Source organism: Synechococcus sp. YX-04-1 (assembly GCF_030546365.1).
Classification (GTDB): domain Bacteria; phylum Cyanobacteriota; class Cyanobacteriia; order PCC-6307; family Cyanobiaceae; genus Parasynechococcus.
The window spans coordinates 25,345-39,572 of sequence record NZ_JAUONZ010000001.1 but is presented as its reverse complement, the minus strand read 5'-3'; the positions used below and the strand labels follow the sequence as shown (position 1 = coordinate 39,572).

The window sequence follows — 14,228 nt, the reverse complement described above, 5'->3', positions numbered from 1 at the left end:
ACCACCCGAGACCCGGCGTCGCCATGGCACAACGCACCCGTCTGGGAGACCTTCTCCGCCCACTTAACTCCGAGTACGGCAAGGTGGTACCCGGATGGGGCACCACTCCGGTGATGGGCATCTTCATGGTGCTGTTTCTTGTGTTTCTGCTGGTGATTCTTCAGCTGTACAACAAGTCCCTCATCCTCGACGGCATCAACGTGAACTGGAACGGCCTCGGCTGATCAGCACCCATGAACATCTTCGGCGTCGGTCTCCCCGAAATGGCGGTTATCGGCGCCGTTGCTCTTTTGGTCTTCGGGCCGAAACGGTTGCCAGAACTTGGCCGGACCCTCGGAAAAACCCTGAAGGGCTTCCAATCCGCGTCCAAGGAATTCGAGCGCGAGATCAACAAAGCCATGGCTGAGCCGGAGGTGTCCGGTGAGGCTGCGAAGACGGCCGAAGAACTTCCCCCCAGCGACTGAGTTGTTCCAGCGGTATGACCACTGATCTCAAGCTGGTGGTGGGACTGGGCAATCCGGGGGAGAAATATGCAGGCACTCGCCACAACATCGGCTTCATGGCCCTAGAGCTTTTGGGTGAGCGCTCTGGATTCAGTTTTCGTCAGCAAGCCAAGTTGCATGGTCTTGCAGCAGATACAGGGGTGGGTGAGCAGCGGTTGCGCTTACTGATGCCCCAGACCTACATGAATGACAGTGGACGCGCGATTCGTGCTGCCCTTGATTGGTTCGGGCTGGAGCCCCACCAACTGCTGGTGCTGGTGGACGACATGGATCTTCCGCTCGGTCGTTTGCGATTGCGGGCCCAGGGCAGCGCCGGTGGCCACAACGGCTTGCGCAGCACCATTCAACATCTCGGGACTCAGGCGTTTCCCAGGCTGCGGATCGGCATTGGTGCACCAGCTGAGAATCCTGCTGAGCGTCGCGCTCGAACGGTGTCCCATGTTCTTGGCCCGTTCAGCAAGGTGGAGCAACCTTGTGTCTGCGCTGTTCTTGATGCTGTTCTGGACGGGATTCAACGTCTTCAGCGCCAGAGCTTTGAGCGTGCTGGAACCTGGATCAACGGTTTTCGCTATGACCTGGAGCCAGTCGACTGATGCCGGCTCTCCCGGCGACAACGGCCCATTTGCGGGTGCTCCGCCAGTGTTTTCAAGCCAAGTGCGTGGAGGGTGAAGTCTCGGCTGGAGGCTTCGAGTGGCAGTTCTCCTGGGCCTTTGACCGCGGCGAACTGATGGTGGAGCCGTCCTTGGGACGAGCCCTGATTGAGGATGCCCTTCGGCGGTTTCTGGTGCGTTCTGATTACAGGCTGGAACCGGGGGGTGACTACACCTTCATGGTTAGGGCCAGGTTCTGAGCGAGAACGTGGGAGCAGGCACCGGCCATTTCAGGCGGCACTGCAGGTGCTCCTCGAGCATCACCAAAGCGGCCACGGCATCCAGATCCACCGGTGGAATGCGCAGTCCTGCCGGCAGCATTCGTCGCCAACCTCGAGCCGGCCACAACGTCCAGTAACGCTGTCTTGCCCTCAGGGTTGTTCCCTGTTCAGGAATCACGGTGAGATTGCCCAGCCATTCCAGTTGCTTGATCCAGGCTCGGCTGCCCGTGCCGTCGCCGATCAGGATGCGGTCGAGAGCTTGGTCGTGATTCCACTTCTCCAGCCAGGGTTCCACAGCGTCCGGGTCCAGCACATGCCCTTCGCGCACGAGGCCGAGCTGAAGATCAGCCAGCACAAGACCACATTTGCAGCGGCCTGGATCGAGAACGGCCACCCGTTTCATGGGGATGGCTGAATTGTGACGACGACAGGATCGGCGCTGTTGCTGACCCCTGCGGAAATCACTTCCAATCCAACGCTTTGGCTGGGTCCTTCCATCAGGGTCTGGGCCAGTTGGGAGAGGGCTGATCCATCGAACTGAAGGCCCTCGCTCAGCGATCCTCTCCGCTGCACCTCGGCATAGGCCGAGGCCAAGAGAAGGTTCAGTCGTGTGCGAATGCCCTCTGGCGTGCGTTCATCCGGTGGCAGTGTGGTGGTGGCCAGCACGTCTCCGCGTTGGGCCACTGGCCGGTTGGGACGCACCTCGGGGAAGGCGTACACCGCTGTTTCACCCCGCAGCACATTGGTGGCGGAGCGCAGCGAGATCACCCAGGTCTCCGGTTTGCGGATGATGCTTTGCAGGCGTTCAACATCGCTGCGCGGAACGCGGATCAACTGGCGTTCGGGGGCTTCGCCAGGCCGCACTTTCCCGTAGGCGTTGAGATTGGCCTCCTGCAACAGCCTGTCCACAGCCTGTTTCGCCTGGTCTGGGGCATCGAGTCGAACCGTTGCTCTCGCCAAGGTCTGTCCGCTGCTGATCACCACCGATCCACGCCTCAGGGCGACCAGATTGCGTTCCAGTTCCTTGAGTTCCTGCTCACCGGCACGGATGCGGCTGCGAACGCTGTTGAGTTCGGCTTCCGTCCGCTGGATGTCCGCATCGCGGGAGGCGATGTCCTGGCTGAGGCGTTCACGTTCAGCTTCGAGTTGGGCCCGCTCTTTCTGAAGAGGAGCCAGTTCAAGGCGCAGGGTGTTGGCCCGTTGCTGCGATTGCTTGAGCTCAGTGGCGATCCGCTTGGTTTCCGTTTGGGTCTTGTCCCGTTCCCGCTCGGCTGCCTCCAGCTGTTGCCGGCTGTCCTGGAGTTTCTCCTGCAGGGCATCCAGTTCAAACAGGCCCACCCGCAACTGCCGGCTCACCAACAGCATCAGGCCAAGCGAGAGTGCGCTGATCAGGCTGCCGGTCAGCACCGTGATCAAAACGGCGGTGCGCCTTGGGCGCATCCTGAACAAACTGAGTCGCGCTTTGCCGACGCGGCTGCCCAAACGGTCGCCCAGGGTCGACAGCACGCCCCCGAGCACCAGCAGAACCAGGATCAGTGCCCAGCCGCTCATGGCTGCACCCGTCGGTCGATGGCCGGCTTAGCTGAAGCGTTTGGCCAGAGCGATTGGATCCAGAACGGTGATTTTCTTGCGGTCAATCTGAACCAGACCGGATTGACGCAAGTCTCCCAGCAGACGCGTGATTGTGACCCGTGTTGAGCCAATTGCTTCGGCGATGGCTTGATGGGACAGGCGTAGGTCGATGGTGATGCCCAGCTCATCTGCCACGCCGAAATCCCTGCACAGCACGAGCAGGAAGCTCACCAGCCGGGATGACATGTCCCTGTGGGTCAGGGTTTCAATCATCGTTTCGGTCTGCAGAATTCGGCTGGAGAGACCCTGCAGCAAGCGCAGGCCAACGCTGGTGTCTGCTTCGATGGCGGCCTTCACGGAGGTCGCCGGTGCCGTCACCATTTCGACCCGGGTGAAGGCCACAGCGTGGTAGAACCGATCGGACCTTTGACCGGTCAGCAGGGACAGCACTCCGAAGAGGCTGTTCTCGCGAAGCAGGGCCACGGTGATTTCTTCACCCGACTCGTAAACGCGGGACAGGCGCACGGCTCCCCGGCGGATCAGATACACCCGTTCTGCGGGATCTCCGGGGAAGAAGATGGTCTTGTTGCGGTCAACCAGTTCACTGCTGGCGCCATCGAGATCCCGGATGATCTCCAGGAGAGAACGGTTGGCCGGCTCTGCGCTGGGAGCTGGAGCCACCATCTGCGGGGCGTATCGGCTGAAACCTCGGCTACTGGTCATGACAACCCCCTGGTGAGGCGAAGTTACGGAGCTGGCGGTGGCCGCCATGTAGCGGTTATTACGTAACGCTGCTGTGCTCGTTGAAGGCCTGGCGTTGCGCCTGCATCAGGGATGACACTCCCGGCTCCGCTAAATCCAGCAGCTCATTGAGTTGGTTGCGGCTGAAGGGCGCTCCCTCAGCAGTTCCCTGGATTTCCAACAGACGTCCATCGCCGGCCTGCACAACATTCAGGTCCACCTCAGCTCGGCTGTCTTCGCTGTAGTCCAGATCCAGCAAGGCCTGGCCATCCACCAAGCCGACGGACACGGCCGCCACCTGGTCGACCAGGGGCGATTGCTCCAGGACTCCTTGTTCCACCAGTGATCGGCAGGCCTGGTCCAGGGCAAGCCAAGCCCCGGTGATCGAGGCCGTCCTGGTGCCGGCGTCCGCTTGGATCACGTCGCAGTCGATCAGCAAGGTGCGCTCACCAAGGCGCTCCATGTCGATCACGGCGCGCAGGCTGCGGCCGATCAACCGCTGAATCTCCTGGGTGCGACCCGAGAGTTTCATTAGCTCCCGTGATTGCCGCTGTGGGGTGGAGCCGGGCAGCAGACGGTATTCGGCGCTGAGCCATCCCAACCCTTCTCCCTTACGCCAGCGGGGAACCTTGTCCTCCAAGCAGACGCTGCAGAGCACAGCGGTTCGACCGGTGTGAACCACAAGGGAGCTCAAGGCGAACCCCATGGGATTCCAGGTCACCGAGAACGGTCGCAACTGCTGCGGGCGACGGCCATCAGTGCGGTGTTCAAGGGATTGGCTCATCGGTGGTGTGCAGTTCGTCAAGCCTCGCAGGCGGTTGGGTCTCGCCCTGTCCAAACACCATGGGTGGTGTCAATCCTCTTGTGGAATGTGATCTCGCCGCTAGATTCAAGGTCTCGCCGGGATCGCCCGGACAGATGCTTCCGCGATGACCACAAGCCTCGCCGACCCCCAAGCCTTCCAGAACTCCCTGGATCGGGATCAGCAGGCTTTGCAGCGGGCGGGCCTCAGGCCCTTACCTTCTGTCTCTGACCCGCCACCCCTACATCTGGTGGCTCCAGAAGGGCAGCTGCAAGTGCATACAGCGCCCTACCGAGGCAGTTTCGCCAATGTTCTGAGTCAAGCCATGCGTGCTGCCGGCTTGGGCAGTCGTGTTCTGATCAGTCAGTTCCTCAAAGGGGGCGTTCAGCAGGGACCTGCAGGACGGGTGCAGCTCTGTGGAGGCCTTGTTTGGCTGCGGCCGGAAGTGCCCCTCTGCCTCTCCTCGCCGGGGCATCCCGGTGGCGCTGAGGCGGTGGCTGCTGTTTGGTCCATCTGCCGCCAGCATCTGATCCAGGGAGATCTCGACCAGCTGGTCTTGGATGAAATCGGTCTTGCAGTGGCCTTCGGATACCTGGATGAAGCGGACGTGATTGAAGCCCTCGAGCAGCGGCCCGCTTCGATGGATGTGATCATCACTGGACCTGCAATCCCCGCCGGTGTGGTGGAGATGGCAGATCAAGTCACGGAGTTGCGCCGAGGTTTCTGATGCTCAAGTGCGATCGCTGGATCACTGAACAGGCCGGTCAGGGAATGATCGAGCCATTCCAGAGCGGGTTGGTCCGTCACCTCGAGCCGGAGCAGAAGCTGCGACCGGTGCTGAGTTTCGGTTGTTCGTCCTACGGCTACGACCTGCGCCTGTCTCCTCAGGAATTTCTGATCTTCCGGCATGTTCCGGGCACGGTGATGAACCCCAAGCGGTTCAACCCGGCCAACCTCGAGCCCACCCCCCTTCATGAGGATGAAGACGGGCGCTACTTCATTCTTCCGGCGCATTCCTACGGCCTCGGTGTGGCGTTGGAGAAGCTGCGGGTTCCCCCCAACATCACGGTGATCTGTTTGGGCAAGAGCACCTACGCCCGCCTTGGAATCATCGTGAACACCACCCCTGCTGAAGCGAGCTGGGAGGGTCACCTCACCCTTGAATTCAGCAACAGTTCCGGCGCTGACTGCCGCATCTATGCCGATGAAGGCATCTGTCAGCTGCTGTTTTTCGAGGGTGATCCCTGCTCAACCACCTACAGCGATCGACAAGGTAAGTACCAGCACCAACCGGAACGGGTGACGCTGGCCAAGGTTTAGATCTCTCTTGAATTAGGGAGCTAAACGAGCACGGTGCAGCCTGCTTTTTTCGTACCAGGCTGCGAATTCAGGGGCCCACTCCACCATGTGGGGCCACATCAGATCGCAGAGCTGGCGGATCTCTAACTGGGCATCAAGCTTGGCCCGCAGATCCATGAAGTGCAGGAACGCCCGCAGGCTGAAGCTCACCACAAAGTGCTGGCGGTAGTCGAAGGGAAGGATGCCGCGGGCATGCTCTTCGGAGAAGCCGGCCTTGAGCAGATCCCTGTAGCGCTCGGCGGCGCTTCGGCACAGATCGAGGTCCTGTTGGCGTAGCGCTTCGGTGTAGGCGTATTTCTTGCCCTGCCGATCGCTGTACTCGCCGACAGGCCGCAGATAAAACACCTCTTCCAGGTCCAGGGCTCCATCCGCTGCACGGCAGATGCGTTCACCGGTGTAACGCATCGATTGCACATCGAAGCTCACCCCCACCCGGTGGGTGCGGGCCTGCTGCATCACCGAGTGTGGGAACCAGCCCACGTTCAGAACGATCTGCGCATGCTCCATCGGGCCGTAGTGGCCGCGTTCTCCAGATAGCAGACGTTTCACACAGATCTCTCCAGCTCGCTGCTCATCGGGCCAGTTGGCACGATCTCCGGCCACGAACCCTTCGCTGTAGTCCTGATGCATGGCGGCGTACACGCATTGCTGCGGGTTCGGCGTAGCTGCGATCAGATCGACCCGAAAGCGGTCCATGGGAGCGTCAGAGTGACGAGTTGTGGTGATCATGGCGAGGCGTGTCAACCATGGCTGCGGGGCCCGGCCGTGGATTGGCTCGACGCTCCAGCCAATGTGTTGTCAGCGGAGGTGGAGGCTGGCAGCTGGCTGACGTTGCCGACGCCTGGCAGAGCCGGCAGCGGCTGATTCTCAAGCAGTGCTGTGGTGAGCAGCTGGAGTTCCTCAGGGCTGCGCAGACCAAGAGATCTCCCCCTCGGCTCTCCTTCAGCGTTAAACAGATTCAGCTGAGGGATGCCGTTGACGTCGTAGCGATCAACGAGATCTTGCCAACGGGGGTTGTCGACGTTCACCAGAACTACATCGAGTCGATCCCGCGATTTCTTTTCCAACTCCAGCATCGAGGGCGCCATCTCCCTGCAGACCTGGCACCAATCGGCGTAGAACTCGATCAGCGTTGGGCGTCCATTGGTTAACGCCGTTTGCGGGTCGAGGGATCGTCTCGCCAGCTGCTCCATCGGGCTTTCGCTCTGAATGCCGCCGCGCAGGATGACCAAGCCAAAAGCCAGAGCCACCGCGATCAGCACCAGCACCCATCGCTGTGCCGTGCCCAGGGGCGAAGACTCCGGGGTGCCTGTCATCGCACTTCAACCGCAGCGGTCACTCTGGCAGCTCCTTCGAAAGGCCGCCGCTAACTTGCATCCATGCCAATTCTGCGACTGCTGAGCCTTCCGGTTCGAGCGCCGTTGCTGACGGTGCTGTTTCTGGTTGCAGTTGTGCTCGGCAACCATTGGCAGATTGTTCAGCCCACCTTCACGTCTCTCTACGACGTGAGTGCGGTCTGGTTCTGGTGTTTTGTGCTGCTGCAGACCCAGGTGGTTGTCGTGTTCTGCACAATGCCGGATCTGCTGTTGAGACAGGTGTCGTTGCTCATGGCATCAAGCCGGGTGATGACGTTGGTGGTCACGCTGCTGGTGGTGATCACTGGTGGCATCTACCTGTTGAAGCTCAATGTGCTCACCGACGTGCTCATCCTGGCTTCAGCCTTGTTGTTGGCCAGGCTCGATCTCATTCGCATCGGCGTTCTTCCCGCTGCTGGGATCTGCCTGGTTTTGATGAGTTTGGTCGTGATCTCTGGCATCGTCGCCGGCACGCTCTTGCCGCACCCCAGCGTCAGCCTCTTCGCAGAAGGATTGGTTGCCGCCTAGGTAGCCGAGCAGATTATCGAACACTTTCTTGGTGTAGAAGCGCGTTTCCGGGTAGGGAATGCGTTCCACCCAGAGCGCGGAGTCGTCTGCATCCGTGGGTTGCTTCCAAGCCGCCACGGCACCTGGCCCGGCGTTGTAGCTGGCAATGCTGCGAAAGGGGTCGTTCTCCCATCGCTCCAGCAATTGGTTGAGGTACCGCGCGCCCAGTTTGAAGTTTTTGGCGGGATCCTTCAGCATTGGCGTGCTGGTGGGTGCGCCAGCCATCTCTGTGGCCGTGGAAGGCAGCAATTGCATCACGCCAACGGCCCCGGCGGGAGAGACGACTCCAGGTGCGAAGCGTGATTCCTGTTTGGCGATCGCTCGCAGCAGATTGGCTTGAAGGCTTTCTTGCTTGGCCGCTGTCTGTATCTCAGCTTCGAAGAGGTGAGGGAATTGGCTGCGATGGAGAAGACGGCGTTGGTGGCAGCTGGGATCACGCCAGCGGAGGCTGAGCCACCAGAGCTGATCCAGTCCCATCCAGGTGTCCCCGACGGCCAGGCGCAGCCTGCCTTCTGCGAGACGTTCCTCGGGTGGCGGCGGGCTTGCAGGATCTCCCAGGGCCTGCCAGGCCTCCCAGGCGGCGTGCACCTGGCCCAGGCGCCAGAGCTCGTTCACTAGGCTGTGATGGCTGTTGAGCGGTTGCCAGGTTGGTGACTCTTGCTGCGGGTCTGGGGATCGCAAATCCAGGGGTTCGGCGATGCCCAGCTGCTCCATGGCGTGCCATCGGTAGTAGCCCCCTGGGAAGGCCCTGATCAGGCGGCGCCAGGTGCGTTCCGCCTCTGCCACATCACCGAGTTCCTGATGGCTGCGCCCAAGCCAGAACAGCCGCCGCGCCTCCAACGGAGGAGGCAGGGGGCCATCCTCGTGGCGGCGTTCCAGCAGGTCGCGGGCACGATTCCAATCCCCAGCGAGAAACGCCTCGCGGGCCAGGTCCCATTGGAGTTGCCAGATGTCGGGGTCGTTGGGCCAGCGGCTTAGGGCGGCATCCGCTCCATCGCCGCCGGCGAGTCGCACGCGGGCCGCGGTCACAGCGGCTGAGCGCTCCTCAAGGGCAGCCGGTAGAGCATCCAGTACACCAGGCTCGGGATAGAGCGGTTCGCTCAAGATCCGCGCCGCTTCAAGGCTGGCGGGGTGGTTTGGATGGGTCTGCGCCAGCGTCAGCAGTTGAGCAGTGCCCGCTTCAGGGTTGCCATGCAGCAGCCGTGAACGACCGATGGCCAGCTGGGTCTCGGGGGCAGCATCGAGCTCCCGAAGGCAGGTCAGTGCGGTTTCGGCATGGCCTCGTTTTGCAAGTGCCTGCGCCAAGGTTTGGCGTTGTTCGGGCTGCGGTGCCTGCGCCCCTGTGGCTTGGCAGGCGTCAAGCATCAGCTCCAGGGCGCCGGCTCGGCGCGCATTCCAATGGGCCAGGTGCAGGGCGCCTCGATGGTTCTCCAGCGCTTCGTACCCATCCCCAGCCGCCAAGGTCAGTGCTGCTGGGTGGGCGGGTTGCTGCTGGAGCAGCTGCCGATGAAGGATGGGGTTGTTGTTGCCAAGCGCCAACCGAGCCCAGGCGGAGCCGGGTGCTTCGGGAAAGCGATCCAACAGGAGCTGCCAGGTCTGAGCGGCTTCCGATGTCTTGCCTTGTGCGGCGGCGGTGAGGGCTGCCCGTTCGAGCACCACGGCTGCCATCGGATCGCGCCCCCAGCCTTGGCCATGGAGCAGTTCCGGCGCCCCATCCCTGGCCACCATCAACAAGGCGGCTTCGCGACGGGTCTGCGGATCGATGGCCCAGCGGTAGTGCTGCCACAGCTTTGCCTGTGAGAGCTGAGGTGTGAGGCGCTGATGCTGCTTGTTCAGCAGTTGCTGCCCGCCCCATGCAGCCAAGCCACTCAGACCAGCAACCGACAGCAGCAGCAGCGTTCCGATTCGCGGCCCTGCCTGCACACCCAACCTGGAGCTGGTCGCATTCTGATGCTCCAAAGACAGTTGGCGAGCCTTTGATCAGCTGAGGGCCGTGGAGGGCAGAGTTGCACCTGTCACGTCCCTGGGAATCAGCGTCAGAGGTGCTTCCTATGGTGCTGTCCACGATTGAGACCCATGGTTCAAAAGGCGTGTTCTCCGATCGGCCCCGCTCTCGGTGACGCTGCGCCAGGGTTTGGAACCGATGGGATCCGTGGGCTCGCCGGCACCGTTCTCACCCCAGCCTTGTGTCTTCAGGTGGGCTATTGGGTTGGCCGGGTTCTGCAGGCGGAAGGCCCTGTTCTGATCGGGATGGACTCCCGGACCAGCGGCAGCATGGTGGTGTCTGCCCTGACGGCCGGTTTGACGGCGGCCGGTCGCGATGTGTGGACGCTTGGTCTTTGTCCGACGCCGGCGGTTCCTTTGTTGATCCGCCAGCTGGGGGCGGCTGGTGGCCTGATGGTGTCTGCGAGCCACAACCCCCCTGCAGACAACGGCATCAAAGTGTTTGGGGCCGACGGCGCCAAACTCAGCGCTCCACGTCAGGCCCAGGTGGAAGCCGGTCTGAAGGGGCAGACGTCCATGGTTGAGCAAGGAGCGTTCCGCTGCGGTGTGGCGCGCTCCAGCGCCGACCTCCTGGATGGCTACAGGGAGGTATTGCAGCAATCGGTGGCTGAACGGCGACTGGATGGCGTCCCCATCGTTTTGGACCTTTGCTGGGGATCAGCGACAGCCTGTGGTGCCGATGCCTTCCGTGCCTTGGGGGCTGATCTCACCGTGCTCCATGGGGAACCCGATGGCTCCCGCATCAACGTGGCTTGCGGATCAACCCATCTGGAACCGCTGCAGCGGGCTGTGATCGAGCGCGGCGCGGCGATGGGCTTTGCCTTTGACGGTGATGCTGACCGAATGCTGGCGGTGGATGGCCGCGGTCGCATCATCGATGGGGACCATGTGCTTTTCCTGTGGGGATCCGTGCTGCAGGAGCAGCAGGCGCTCCCCGATCAGCGGTTGGTGGCCACCGTGATGTCGAACCTCGGCTTTGAGCGGGCTTGGCAGCAGAGGGACGGCATCCTTGATCGCACGCCGGTGGGAGATCAGCATGTCCATGCCGCGATGGTGGCCAGTGGCGCGGCCCTCGGTGGAGAACAATCCGGCCACATCCTCTCGGCCTCCCATGGGCTATGCGGCGATGGTGTTCTGACCGCCGTGCAGCTGGCCACCTTGTGCCATGCCCAAGGCATCAGCCTCAGCGATTGGTTGGACCGCAGTTTTCAGGCCTACCCGCAGAAATTGGTCAATGTGCGGGTGATGGACCGTTCACGTCGCAAGAACTGGAGCTCGTGCACCCCTCTGACCGACGCCATCGCTTCAGCAGAGCAGTCGATGGGAGAGACCGGCCGCATTTTGGTGCGAGCCAGCGGCACGGAGCCCGTGCTGCGGGTGATGGTGGAAGCCGAGCAGTCCGATGCTGTTGAGCATTGGACAGGGCATCTGGCCGCCGTTGCCGAAGAGCATCTCAACGTGGCCTGAGGATCAAGGCCTCTGCCATCAGAAGGGCGCCATCACAGGCATCGCCCCTGGCCTCACCCCAGCGGGCTTTGGGAATCGACTGACGAATGGCCTGTTGCACGGCTGTTCGGAACCCCGGCAGATGGATAACAGCTCCCCCATGGCAGACCACCAGGGGGGAACGCAGTGATAGCTGCTGGGCCACGGTGCTGATGCAGTTGGAGAGGGCTGCTGCTGATCGCTGCACGATTTCCTCTGCGCTCGAGCAGCCCTGGGCTGCTGCCTCCACCACCAGCGGAGCTAAGGCTGCGAAGTTCGCTGTGCCGAAGTCGTGCTGCACCACCCGGGCTTTCACCGCTGCGTGGCTGTCGCATCCCATCTGATTCCAGATCTGCAGGCGCAGAGGATGGTCGGGCAGGCGCCCATCGGCCATGCGCAGGGTCAGTTGCAATCCCTGGTGGCCGAGGTCAAAGGCTGAACCGGCTCCATCAAGCAGCCATCCCCAGCCGCCACAGCGGTGTTCATGGCCGTTCTCGTCTCGGCCCAGCACGATCATTCCCGTACCGCTGATCGCCAGGATTCCCGCACCCTCAGGGATCGCACCTCGCAAGGCCGTGCGTTCGTCTCCGGTGACCAGCACCTTTCTGAACTCCGTGTCATCACCGATGGCCAGGGCGTGACCCACCAAACGTTCAGCGCGCTGTTGCAACGCTGTTCCGTGTTCGATGCCGCTGGCTCCGACAACGGCCGCCTGGATCACGCCAGCGGGGTGATCTTTGAGGGCGTTTTGTGCACTGATGCGGATCGCCTCGAGGAAACGTCCTTCACCCTGGGGGGCATCCAGGTGACTGACGCCGGGCCCCTCGCCTTCGCCAACAGTCTGGTGCAAGCCCTTTTGGACCACGCTGAGGCGGCAGCGGGTCTGCGTCTGTCCAGCATCGAATCCAGCGAGCAGCCTCATGATTCGCTGGGTCGACTCACCAGGCTGGCCAGGGCAAACCAGCCGATCAGTTGAACTTCGGGGCGGAAGAAGATCGTGTCGGTGCTTCCCTGCATCAGCAGGCCAGCGATGGCAGCAAGGCTGGCGATGGCTGCCAAGGCGCTTGGACCATCGGCATTGAGCTGCTTGAGGCCCTGCTTCAGGCTGCTGGTCAGCAATCCCAGGCAGGCCAGTAGCCCAGGAATGCCGGTTTCCACCAGGATTTCCAAGGGAACGGAGTAGGCACTGAGGGCGTTGAACTTCGGTTGCTGATACAGGGGATAGATGCTGTTGAACGCCGCATTGCCTGGGCCGATGCCCAGCCAGGGACGGTCTTGCACCATCTGAATGGCCGCCATCCAGACGTTGATGCGGAAATTGTTGGAACTATCACCCCGTCCCGCCAGCAGGCTGGTGATGCGCGTGCGGATGGGATCGATCTGGGTGGCCGCCACCACCAGGCAAGCGGCTCCAACCAGCAGCACGGAGAGGGGCACCAGACGTCTCCAGAGTGGGGGCCAGTGGCGTGTCCAGCGCAGCAGCAGCAAAAGCAGAAGTACGGCGCCGGCAGCAACCATCCCCAGCCAGCCGCCGCGGCTGTAGGTGAACAGCGTGGCTGTCCCGGCCAACACCAGTGTGGTGCCGGCAAACAGCTGGGCTCCCACGCCACGCCAGCGCACCAGTGCAATCGCTGCAAAGGGAATCAGCGGCAGCAAGTAACCCGCCAGGAGGTTGGGGTTCCCCAGGGGGCCATAGATCCGAATGGTGCCGGCGCTGATGGAATTCGGATCGGCCCAGCCGGCCAGTTCCTCGCTGGAGGCATAGAGCTGTCGCAAAGCCAGAACACTGCTGAGTAGGCTGCCACTCAGTAGTCCTGCGACCAGCCGGTTCCACCATCGTTCATTGCTCAGCAGCAGCTTGCAGAGCAAGGCATAAACGCCCAGGTAGCTGAGCAGTTTGATCAGGCCTTTGCTGGCGGCGATTGGAACCGGAGAACATCCCGTGGCCACAATTGCGATGGCCAGAACAAGCATCAGCCAGCGCGAGATGGTTCCGATGCTCTGTGGTGGCGGACTGCAGAGGCACCACAGCAGCCACAGGGCGCCACAGGCTGTAATCACCAGGGCCAGGCCCGTGCGTGTGAACAGGGGTAGACCCGTGAGCAAGACCAGCAGGAGCAGTCCCGCCAGCCTTTCAAGGCGTTTCAGCACCGCTTGATCCGGAGTGATCAGCCCCTGCCAGCGTGCCAACAGTGGACCACCGCTTGCCGTCTGGGTTGCATCCGCAGAGGCCATCGTGGGGCTTCAGGTGGTGAGTGCTTCCGCCGGATTATCGATCTCCTGCCACCGCTGTTCCAGATCTGACACGGAAGGAAGTGGATTCTGGTTCCGGCGGTAGAGCACCCGGTAGACGGGGAGGTTTTGCTCGAGCACGTAGCGCTCCCGTTCCGTGGGAACCGAAAGCGGGTTGCTGGCGCGCCAGGGCCGTTGATCCTCTGCGGGGCGGTCAAAACAGGCGCTGAGTTCGGTGAGAGCCACCATCGGCTCAATCACGTCGAGAACATCGCTCTGCAGAAACAGCTCACGGCCGGGCTGGAGGGCCGTTGCGATGGCCAAGAGCAGCGCGGGTTGCAGGACCCTGCGCTTGCGGTGCCTTCGTTTGAACCAGGGATCGGGAAACTGTATGGAGACCCGTTGCAGCCGGTCCTGCTCCAGGGCCTTCATCCAGCCTTCCAGACTGATGTTGGCGTTGCAGAACAGGATCCGAACATTGCCGTGTTCCGAGGCGAGCGCCTCTCGATCGGCCGAGGTCACGAGGGGCCGGCGGATTTCAACGCCGAGATGGTTCCAATGGGGATCACGCACGGCCAGGCCCAGCAGGCAACGTCCACGGGCACAGCCGATATCAAGGTGGATCGGATGATCAGGAACGCGAAACAGCTCCTCGGGTGGAGGGAGTTCCAGCGGCAACTGGAAGAAGCTGCTGAGGGGATTGACGTGCTGACGCAAGGTTCCGAGGCGGTGCGATT

Annotated in this window: 17 protein-coding genes and 1 pseudogene; 8 read left to right on the top strand and 10 right to left on the bottom strand. The window is 62.2% G+C overall.

Features of this window, described 5'->3' with window-relative positions; all coding sequences use genetic code 11:
• Nucleotides 1–23 precede the first annotated feature (23 nt).
• The 4 genes from psbH to Q3Y53_RS00230 are packed head-to-tail and all read left to right on the top strand — an operon-like array spanning nucleotide 24 to nucleotide 1,353.
• The gene (psbH, locus tag Q3Y53_RS00245) at nucleotides 24–224 is read left to right on the top strand and encodes a photosystem II reaction center phosphoprotein PsbH (RefSeq protein WP_226402308.1); all 201 of its coding nucleotides are present in this window, start codon (nucleotides 24–26) and stop codon (nucleotides 222–224) included.
• Between the two features lie 9 nt (nucleotides 225–233).
• On the top strand, nucleotides 234–464 hold the full coding sequence (locus Q3Y53_RS00240) for a TatA/E family twin arginine-targeting protein translocase (protein WP_303531441.1): 231 nt from the start codon (nucleotides 234–236) through the stop codon (nucleotides 462–464).
• A 14-nt stretch (nucleotides 465–478) separates the two neighbouring features.
• The gene (gene pth / locus Q3Y53_RS00235) at nucleotides 479–1,096 is read left to right on the top strand and encodes an aminoacyl-tRNA hydrolase (protein WP_303531439.1); all 618 of its coding nucleotides are present in this window, start codon (nucleotides 479–481) and stop codon (nucleotides 1,094–1,096) included.
• Nucleotides 1,096–1,353 carry a DUF3146 family protein gene (locus tag Q3Y53_RS00230; RefSeq protein WP_226402302.1) on the top strand — a complete coding sequence of 86 codons (258 nt, stop codon included), beginning with the start codon at nucleotides 1,096–1,098 and terminating at the stop codon, nucleotides 1,351–1,353. The genes pth and Q3Y53_RS00230 overlap by 1 nt, the downstream gene beginning before the upstream one ends.
• Here Q3Y53_RS00230 and Q3Y53_RS00225 read toward each other — a convergent pair.
• The 4 genes from Q3Y53_RS00225 to rph are packed head-to-tail and all read right to left on the bottom strand — an operon-like array spanning nucleotide 1,337 to nucleotide 4,471.
• Nucleotides 1,337–1,777, bottom strand: a complete 441-nt coding sequence (locus Q3Y53_RS00225; RefSeq protein ID WP_303531432.1) for a resolvase — start codon at nucleotides 1,775–1,777, stop codon at nucleotides 1,337–1,339. The genes Q3Y53_RS00230 and Q3Y53_RS00225 overlap by 17 nt on opposite strands.
• Complete coding sequence (locus Q3Y53_RS00220; protein WP_226424971.1) at nucleotides 1,774–2,925, bottom strand: DUF3084 domain-containing protein; 1,152 nt, start codon at nucleotides 2,923–2,925, stop codon at nucleotides 1,774–1,776. The genes Q3Y53_RS00225 and Q3Y53_RS00220 overlap by 4 nt, the downstream gene beginning before the upstream one ends.
• A gap of 27 nt (nucleotides 2,926–2,952) precedes the next feature.
• Nucleotides 2,953–3,669 (bottom strand): global nitrogen regulator NtcA, encoded by a 717-nt coding sequence (ntcA, locus tag Q3Y53_RS00215; RefSeq protein ID WP_006850810.1) that lies wholly within the window; start codon nucleotides 3,667–3,669, stop codon nucleotides 2,953–2,955.
• Nucleotides 3,670–3,727: 58 nt separating this feature from the next.
• Nucleotides 3,728–4,471 (bottom strand): ribonuclease PH, encoded by a 744-nt coding sequence (gene rph, locus Q3Y53_RS00210; RefSeq protein WP_303531422.1) that lies wholly within the window; start codon nucleotides 4,469–4,471, stop codon nucleotides 3,728–3,730.
• A 145-nt stretch (nucleotides 4,472–4,616) separates the two neighbouring features.
• On the opposite strand from rph, the gene Q3Y53_RS00205 reads away from it, so the two are divergent.
• Together Q3Y53_RS00205 and dcd are read left to right on the top strand one after the other, a co-directional pair.
• Nucleotides 4,617–5,216, top strand: a complete 600-nt coding sequence (locus Q3Y53_RS00205) for a cob(I)yrinic acid a,c-diamide adenosyltransferase (protein ID WP_226424973.1) — start codon at nucleotides 4,617–4,619, stop codon at nucleotides 5,214–5,216.
• Nucleotides 5,216–5,809, top strand: coding sequence for a dCTP deaminase (dcd, locus tag Q3Y53_RS00200; protein WP_006849961.1), 594 nt, complete (start codon nucleotides 5,216–5,218; stop codon nucleotides 5,807–5,809). The genes Q3Y53_RS00205 and dcd overlap by 1 nt, the downstream gene beginning before the upstream one ends.
• Before the next feature lie 12 nt (nucleotides 5,810–5,821).
• Here dcd and thyX read toward each other — a convergent pair whose 3' ends face one another.
• Nucleotides 5,822–6,544, bottom strand: coding sequence for an FAD-dependent thymidylate synthase (gene thyX / locus Q3Y53_RS00195; RefSeq protein WP_226424974.1), 723 nt, complete (start codon nucleotides 6,542–6,544; stop codon nucleotides 5,822–5,824).
• 44 nt (nucleotides 6,545–6,588) lie between these two features.
• Entirely contained in the window at nucleotides 6,589–7,164 is a 576-nt protein-coding gene (locus Q3Y53_RS00190) for a thioredoxin domain-containing protein (RefSeq protein WP_303531415.1), read from the bottom strand.
• A gap of 63 nt (nucleotides 7,165–7,227) precedes the next feature.
• On the opposite strand from Q3Y53_RS00190, the gene Q3Y53_RS00185 reads away from it, so the two are divergent.
• Entirely contained in the window at nucleotides 7,228–7,731 is a 504-nt protein-coding gene (locus Q3Y53_RS00185; protein ID WP_226424976.1) for a hypothetical protein, read from the top strand.
• A gap of 90 nt (nucleotides 7,732–7,821) precedes the next feature.
• On the opposite strand, the pseudogene Q3Y53_RS00180 reads toward Q3Y53_RS00185, so the two are convergent.
• Nucleotides 7,822–9,135 (bottom strand): annotated as a pseudogene (locus tag Q3Y53_RS00180) (transglycosylase SLT domain-containing protein); the annotation flags it as partial.
• A 711-nt stretch (nucleotides 9,136–9,846) separates the two neighbouring features.
• Here Q3Y53_RS00180 and glmM point away from each other — a divergent pair.
• A complete protein-coding gene (glmM, locus tag Q3Y53_RS00175) occupies nucleotides 9,847–11,241 on the top strand; it encodes a phosphoglucosamine mutase (RefSeq protein WP_226424977.1) in 1,395 nt (464 codons plus the stop codon).
• On the opposite strand, the gene Q3Y53_RS00170 is transcribed toward glmM, so the two are convergent.
• From Q3Y53_RS00170 to trmB, 3 genes are read right to left on the bottom strand one after another with little or no spacing between them, the layout of a single operon-like run.
• Nucleotides 11,228–12,181 carry a BadF/BadG/BcrA/BcrD ATPase family protein gene (locus Q3Y53_RS00170; protein ID WP_303531410.1) on the bottom strand — a complete coding sequence of 318 codons (954 nt, stop codon included), beginning with the start codon at nucleotides 12,179–12,181 and terminating at the stop codon, nucleotides 11,228–11,230. The genes glmM and Q3Y53_RS00170 overlap by 14 nt on opposite strands.
• Nucleotides 12,178–13,494 (bottom strand): IctB family putative bicarbonate transporter, encoded by a 1,317-nt coding sequence (locus Q3Y53_RS00165; protein WP_303531407.1) that lies wholly within the window; start codon nucleotides 13,492–13,494, stop codon nucleotides 12,178–12,180. The genes Q3Y53_RS00170 and Q3Y53_RS00165 overlap by 4 nt, the downstream gene beginning before the upstream one ends.
• Before the next feature lie 9 nt (nucleotides 13,495–13,503).
• The gene (gene trmB, locus Q3Y53_RS00160) at nucleotides 13,504–14,208 is read right to left on the bottom strand and encodes a tRNA (guanosine(46)-N7)-methyltransferase TrmB (protein WP_303531404.1); all 705 of its coding nucleotides are present in this window, start codon (nucleotides 14,206–14,208) and stop codon (nucleotides 13,504–13,506) included.
• Nucleotides 14,209–14,228: the final 20 nt, after the last annotated feature.

Excerpts from the sequence above, each read along its gene's own strand:
- psbH (WP_226402308.1), top strand. The coding sequence starts at position 24 with ATGGCACAACGCACCCGTCTGGGAGACCTTCTCCGCCCACTTAACTCC.
- Q3Y53_RS00240 (WP_303531441.1), top strand. The coding sequence starts at position 234 with ATGAACATCTTCGGCGTCGGTCTCCCCGAAATGGCGGTTATCGGCGCC.
- pth (WP_303531439.1), top strand. The coding sequence starts at position 479 with ATGACCACTGATCTCAAGCTGGTGGTGGGACTGGGCAATCCGGGGGAG.
- Q3Y53_RS00230 (WP_226402302.1), top strand. The coding sequence starts at position 1,096 with ATGCCGGCTCTCCCGGCGACAACGGCCCATTTGCGGGTGCTCCGCCAG.
- Q3Y53_RS00225 (WP_303531432.1), bottom strand. The coding sequence starts at position 1,777 with ATGAAACGGGTGGCCGTTCTCGATCCAGGCCGCTGCAAATGTGGTCTT.
- Q3Y53_RS00220 (WP_226424971.1), bottom strand. The coding sequence starts at position 2,925 with ATGAGCGGCTGGGCACTGATCCTGGTTCTGCTGGTGCTCGGGGGCGTG.
- ntcA (WP_006850810.1), bottom strand. The coding sequence starts at position 3,669 with ATGACCAGTAGCCGAGGTTTCAGCCGATACGCCCCGCAGATGGTGGCT.
- rph (WP_303531422.1), bottom strand. The coding sequence starts at position 4,471 with ATGAGCCAATCCCTTGAACACCGCACTGATGGCCGTCGCCCGCAGCAG.
- Q3Y53_RS00205 (WP_226424973.1), top strand. The coding sequence starts at position 4,617 with ATGACCACAAGCCTCGCCGACCCCCAAGCCTTCCAGAACTCCCTGGAT.
- dcd (WP_006849961.1), top strand. The coding sequence starts at position 5,216 with ATGCTCAAGTGCGATCGCTGGATCACTGAACAGGCCGGTCAGGGAATG.
- thyX (WP_226424974.1), bottom strand. The coding sequence starts at position 6,544 with ATGGACCGCTTTCGGGTCGATCTGATCGCAGCTACGCCGAACCCGCAG.
- Q3Y53_RS00190 (WP_303531415.1), bottom strand. The coding sequence starts at position 7,164 with ATGACAGGCACCCCGGAGTCTTCGCCCCTGGGCACGGCACAGCGATGG.
- Q3Y53_RS00185 (WP_226424976.1), top strand. The coding sequence starts at position 7,228 with ATGCCAATTCTGCGACTGCTGAGCCTTCCGGTTCGAGCGCCGTTGCTG.
- glmM (WP_226424977.1), top strand. The coding sequence starts at position 9,847 with ATGGTTCAAAAGGCGTGTTCTCCGATCGGCCCCGCTCTCGGTGACGCT.
- Q3Y53_RS00170 (WP_303531410.1), bottom strand. The coding sequence starts at position 12,181 with ATGAGGCTGCTCGCTGGATTCGATGCTGGACAGACGCAGACCCGCTGC.
- Q3Y53_RS00165 (WP_303531407.1), bottom strand. The coding sequence starts at position 13,494 with ATGGCCTCTGCGGATGCAACCCAGACGGCAAGCGGTGGTCCACTGTTG.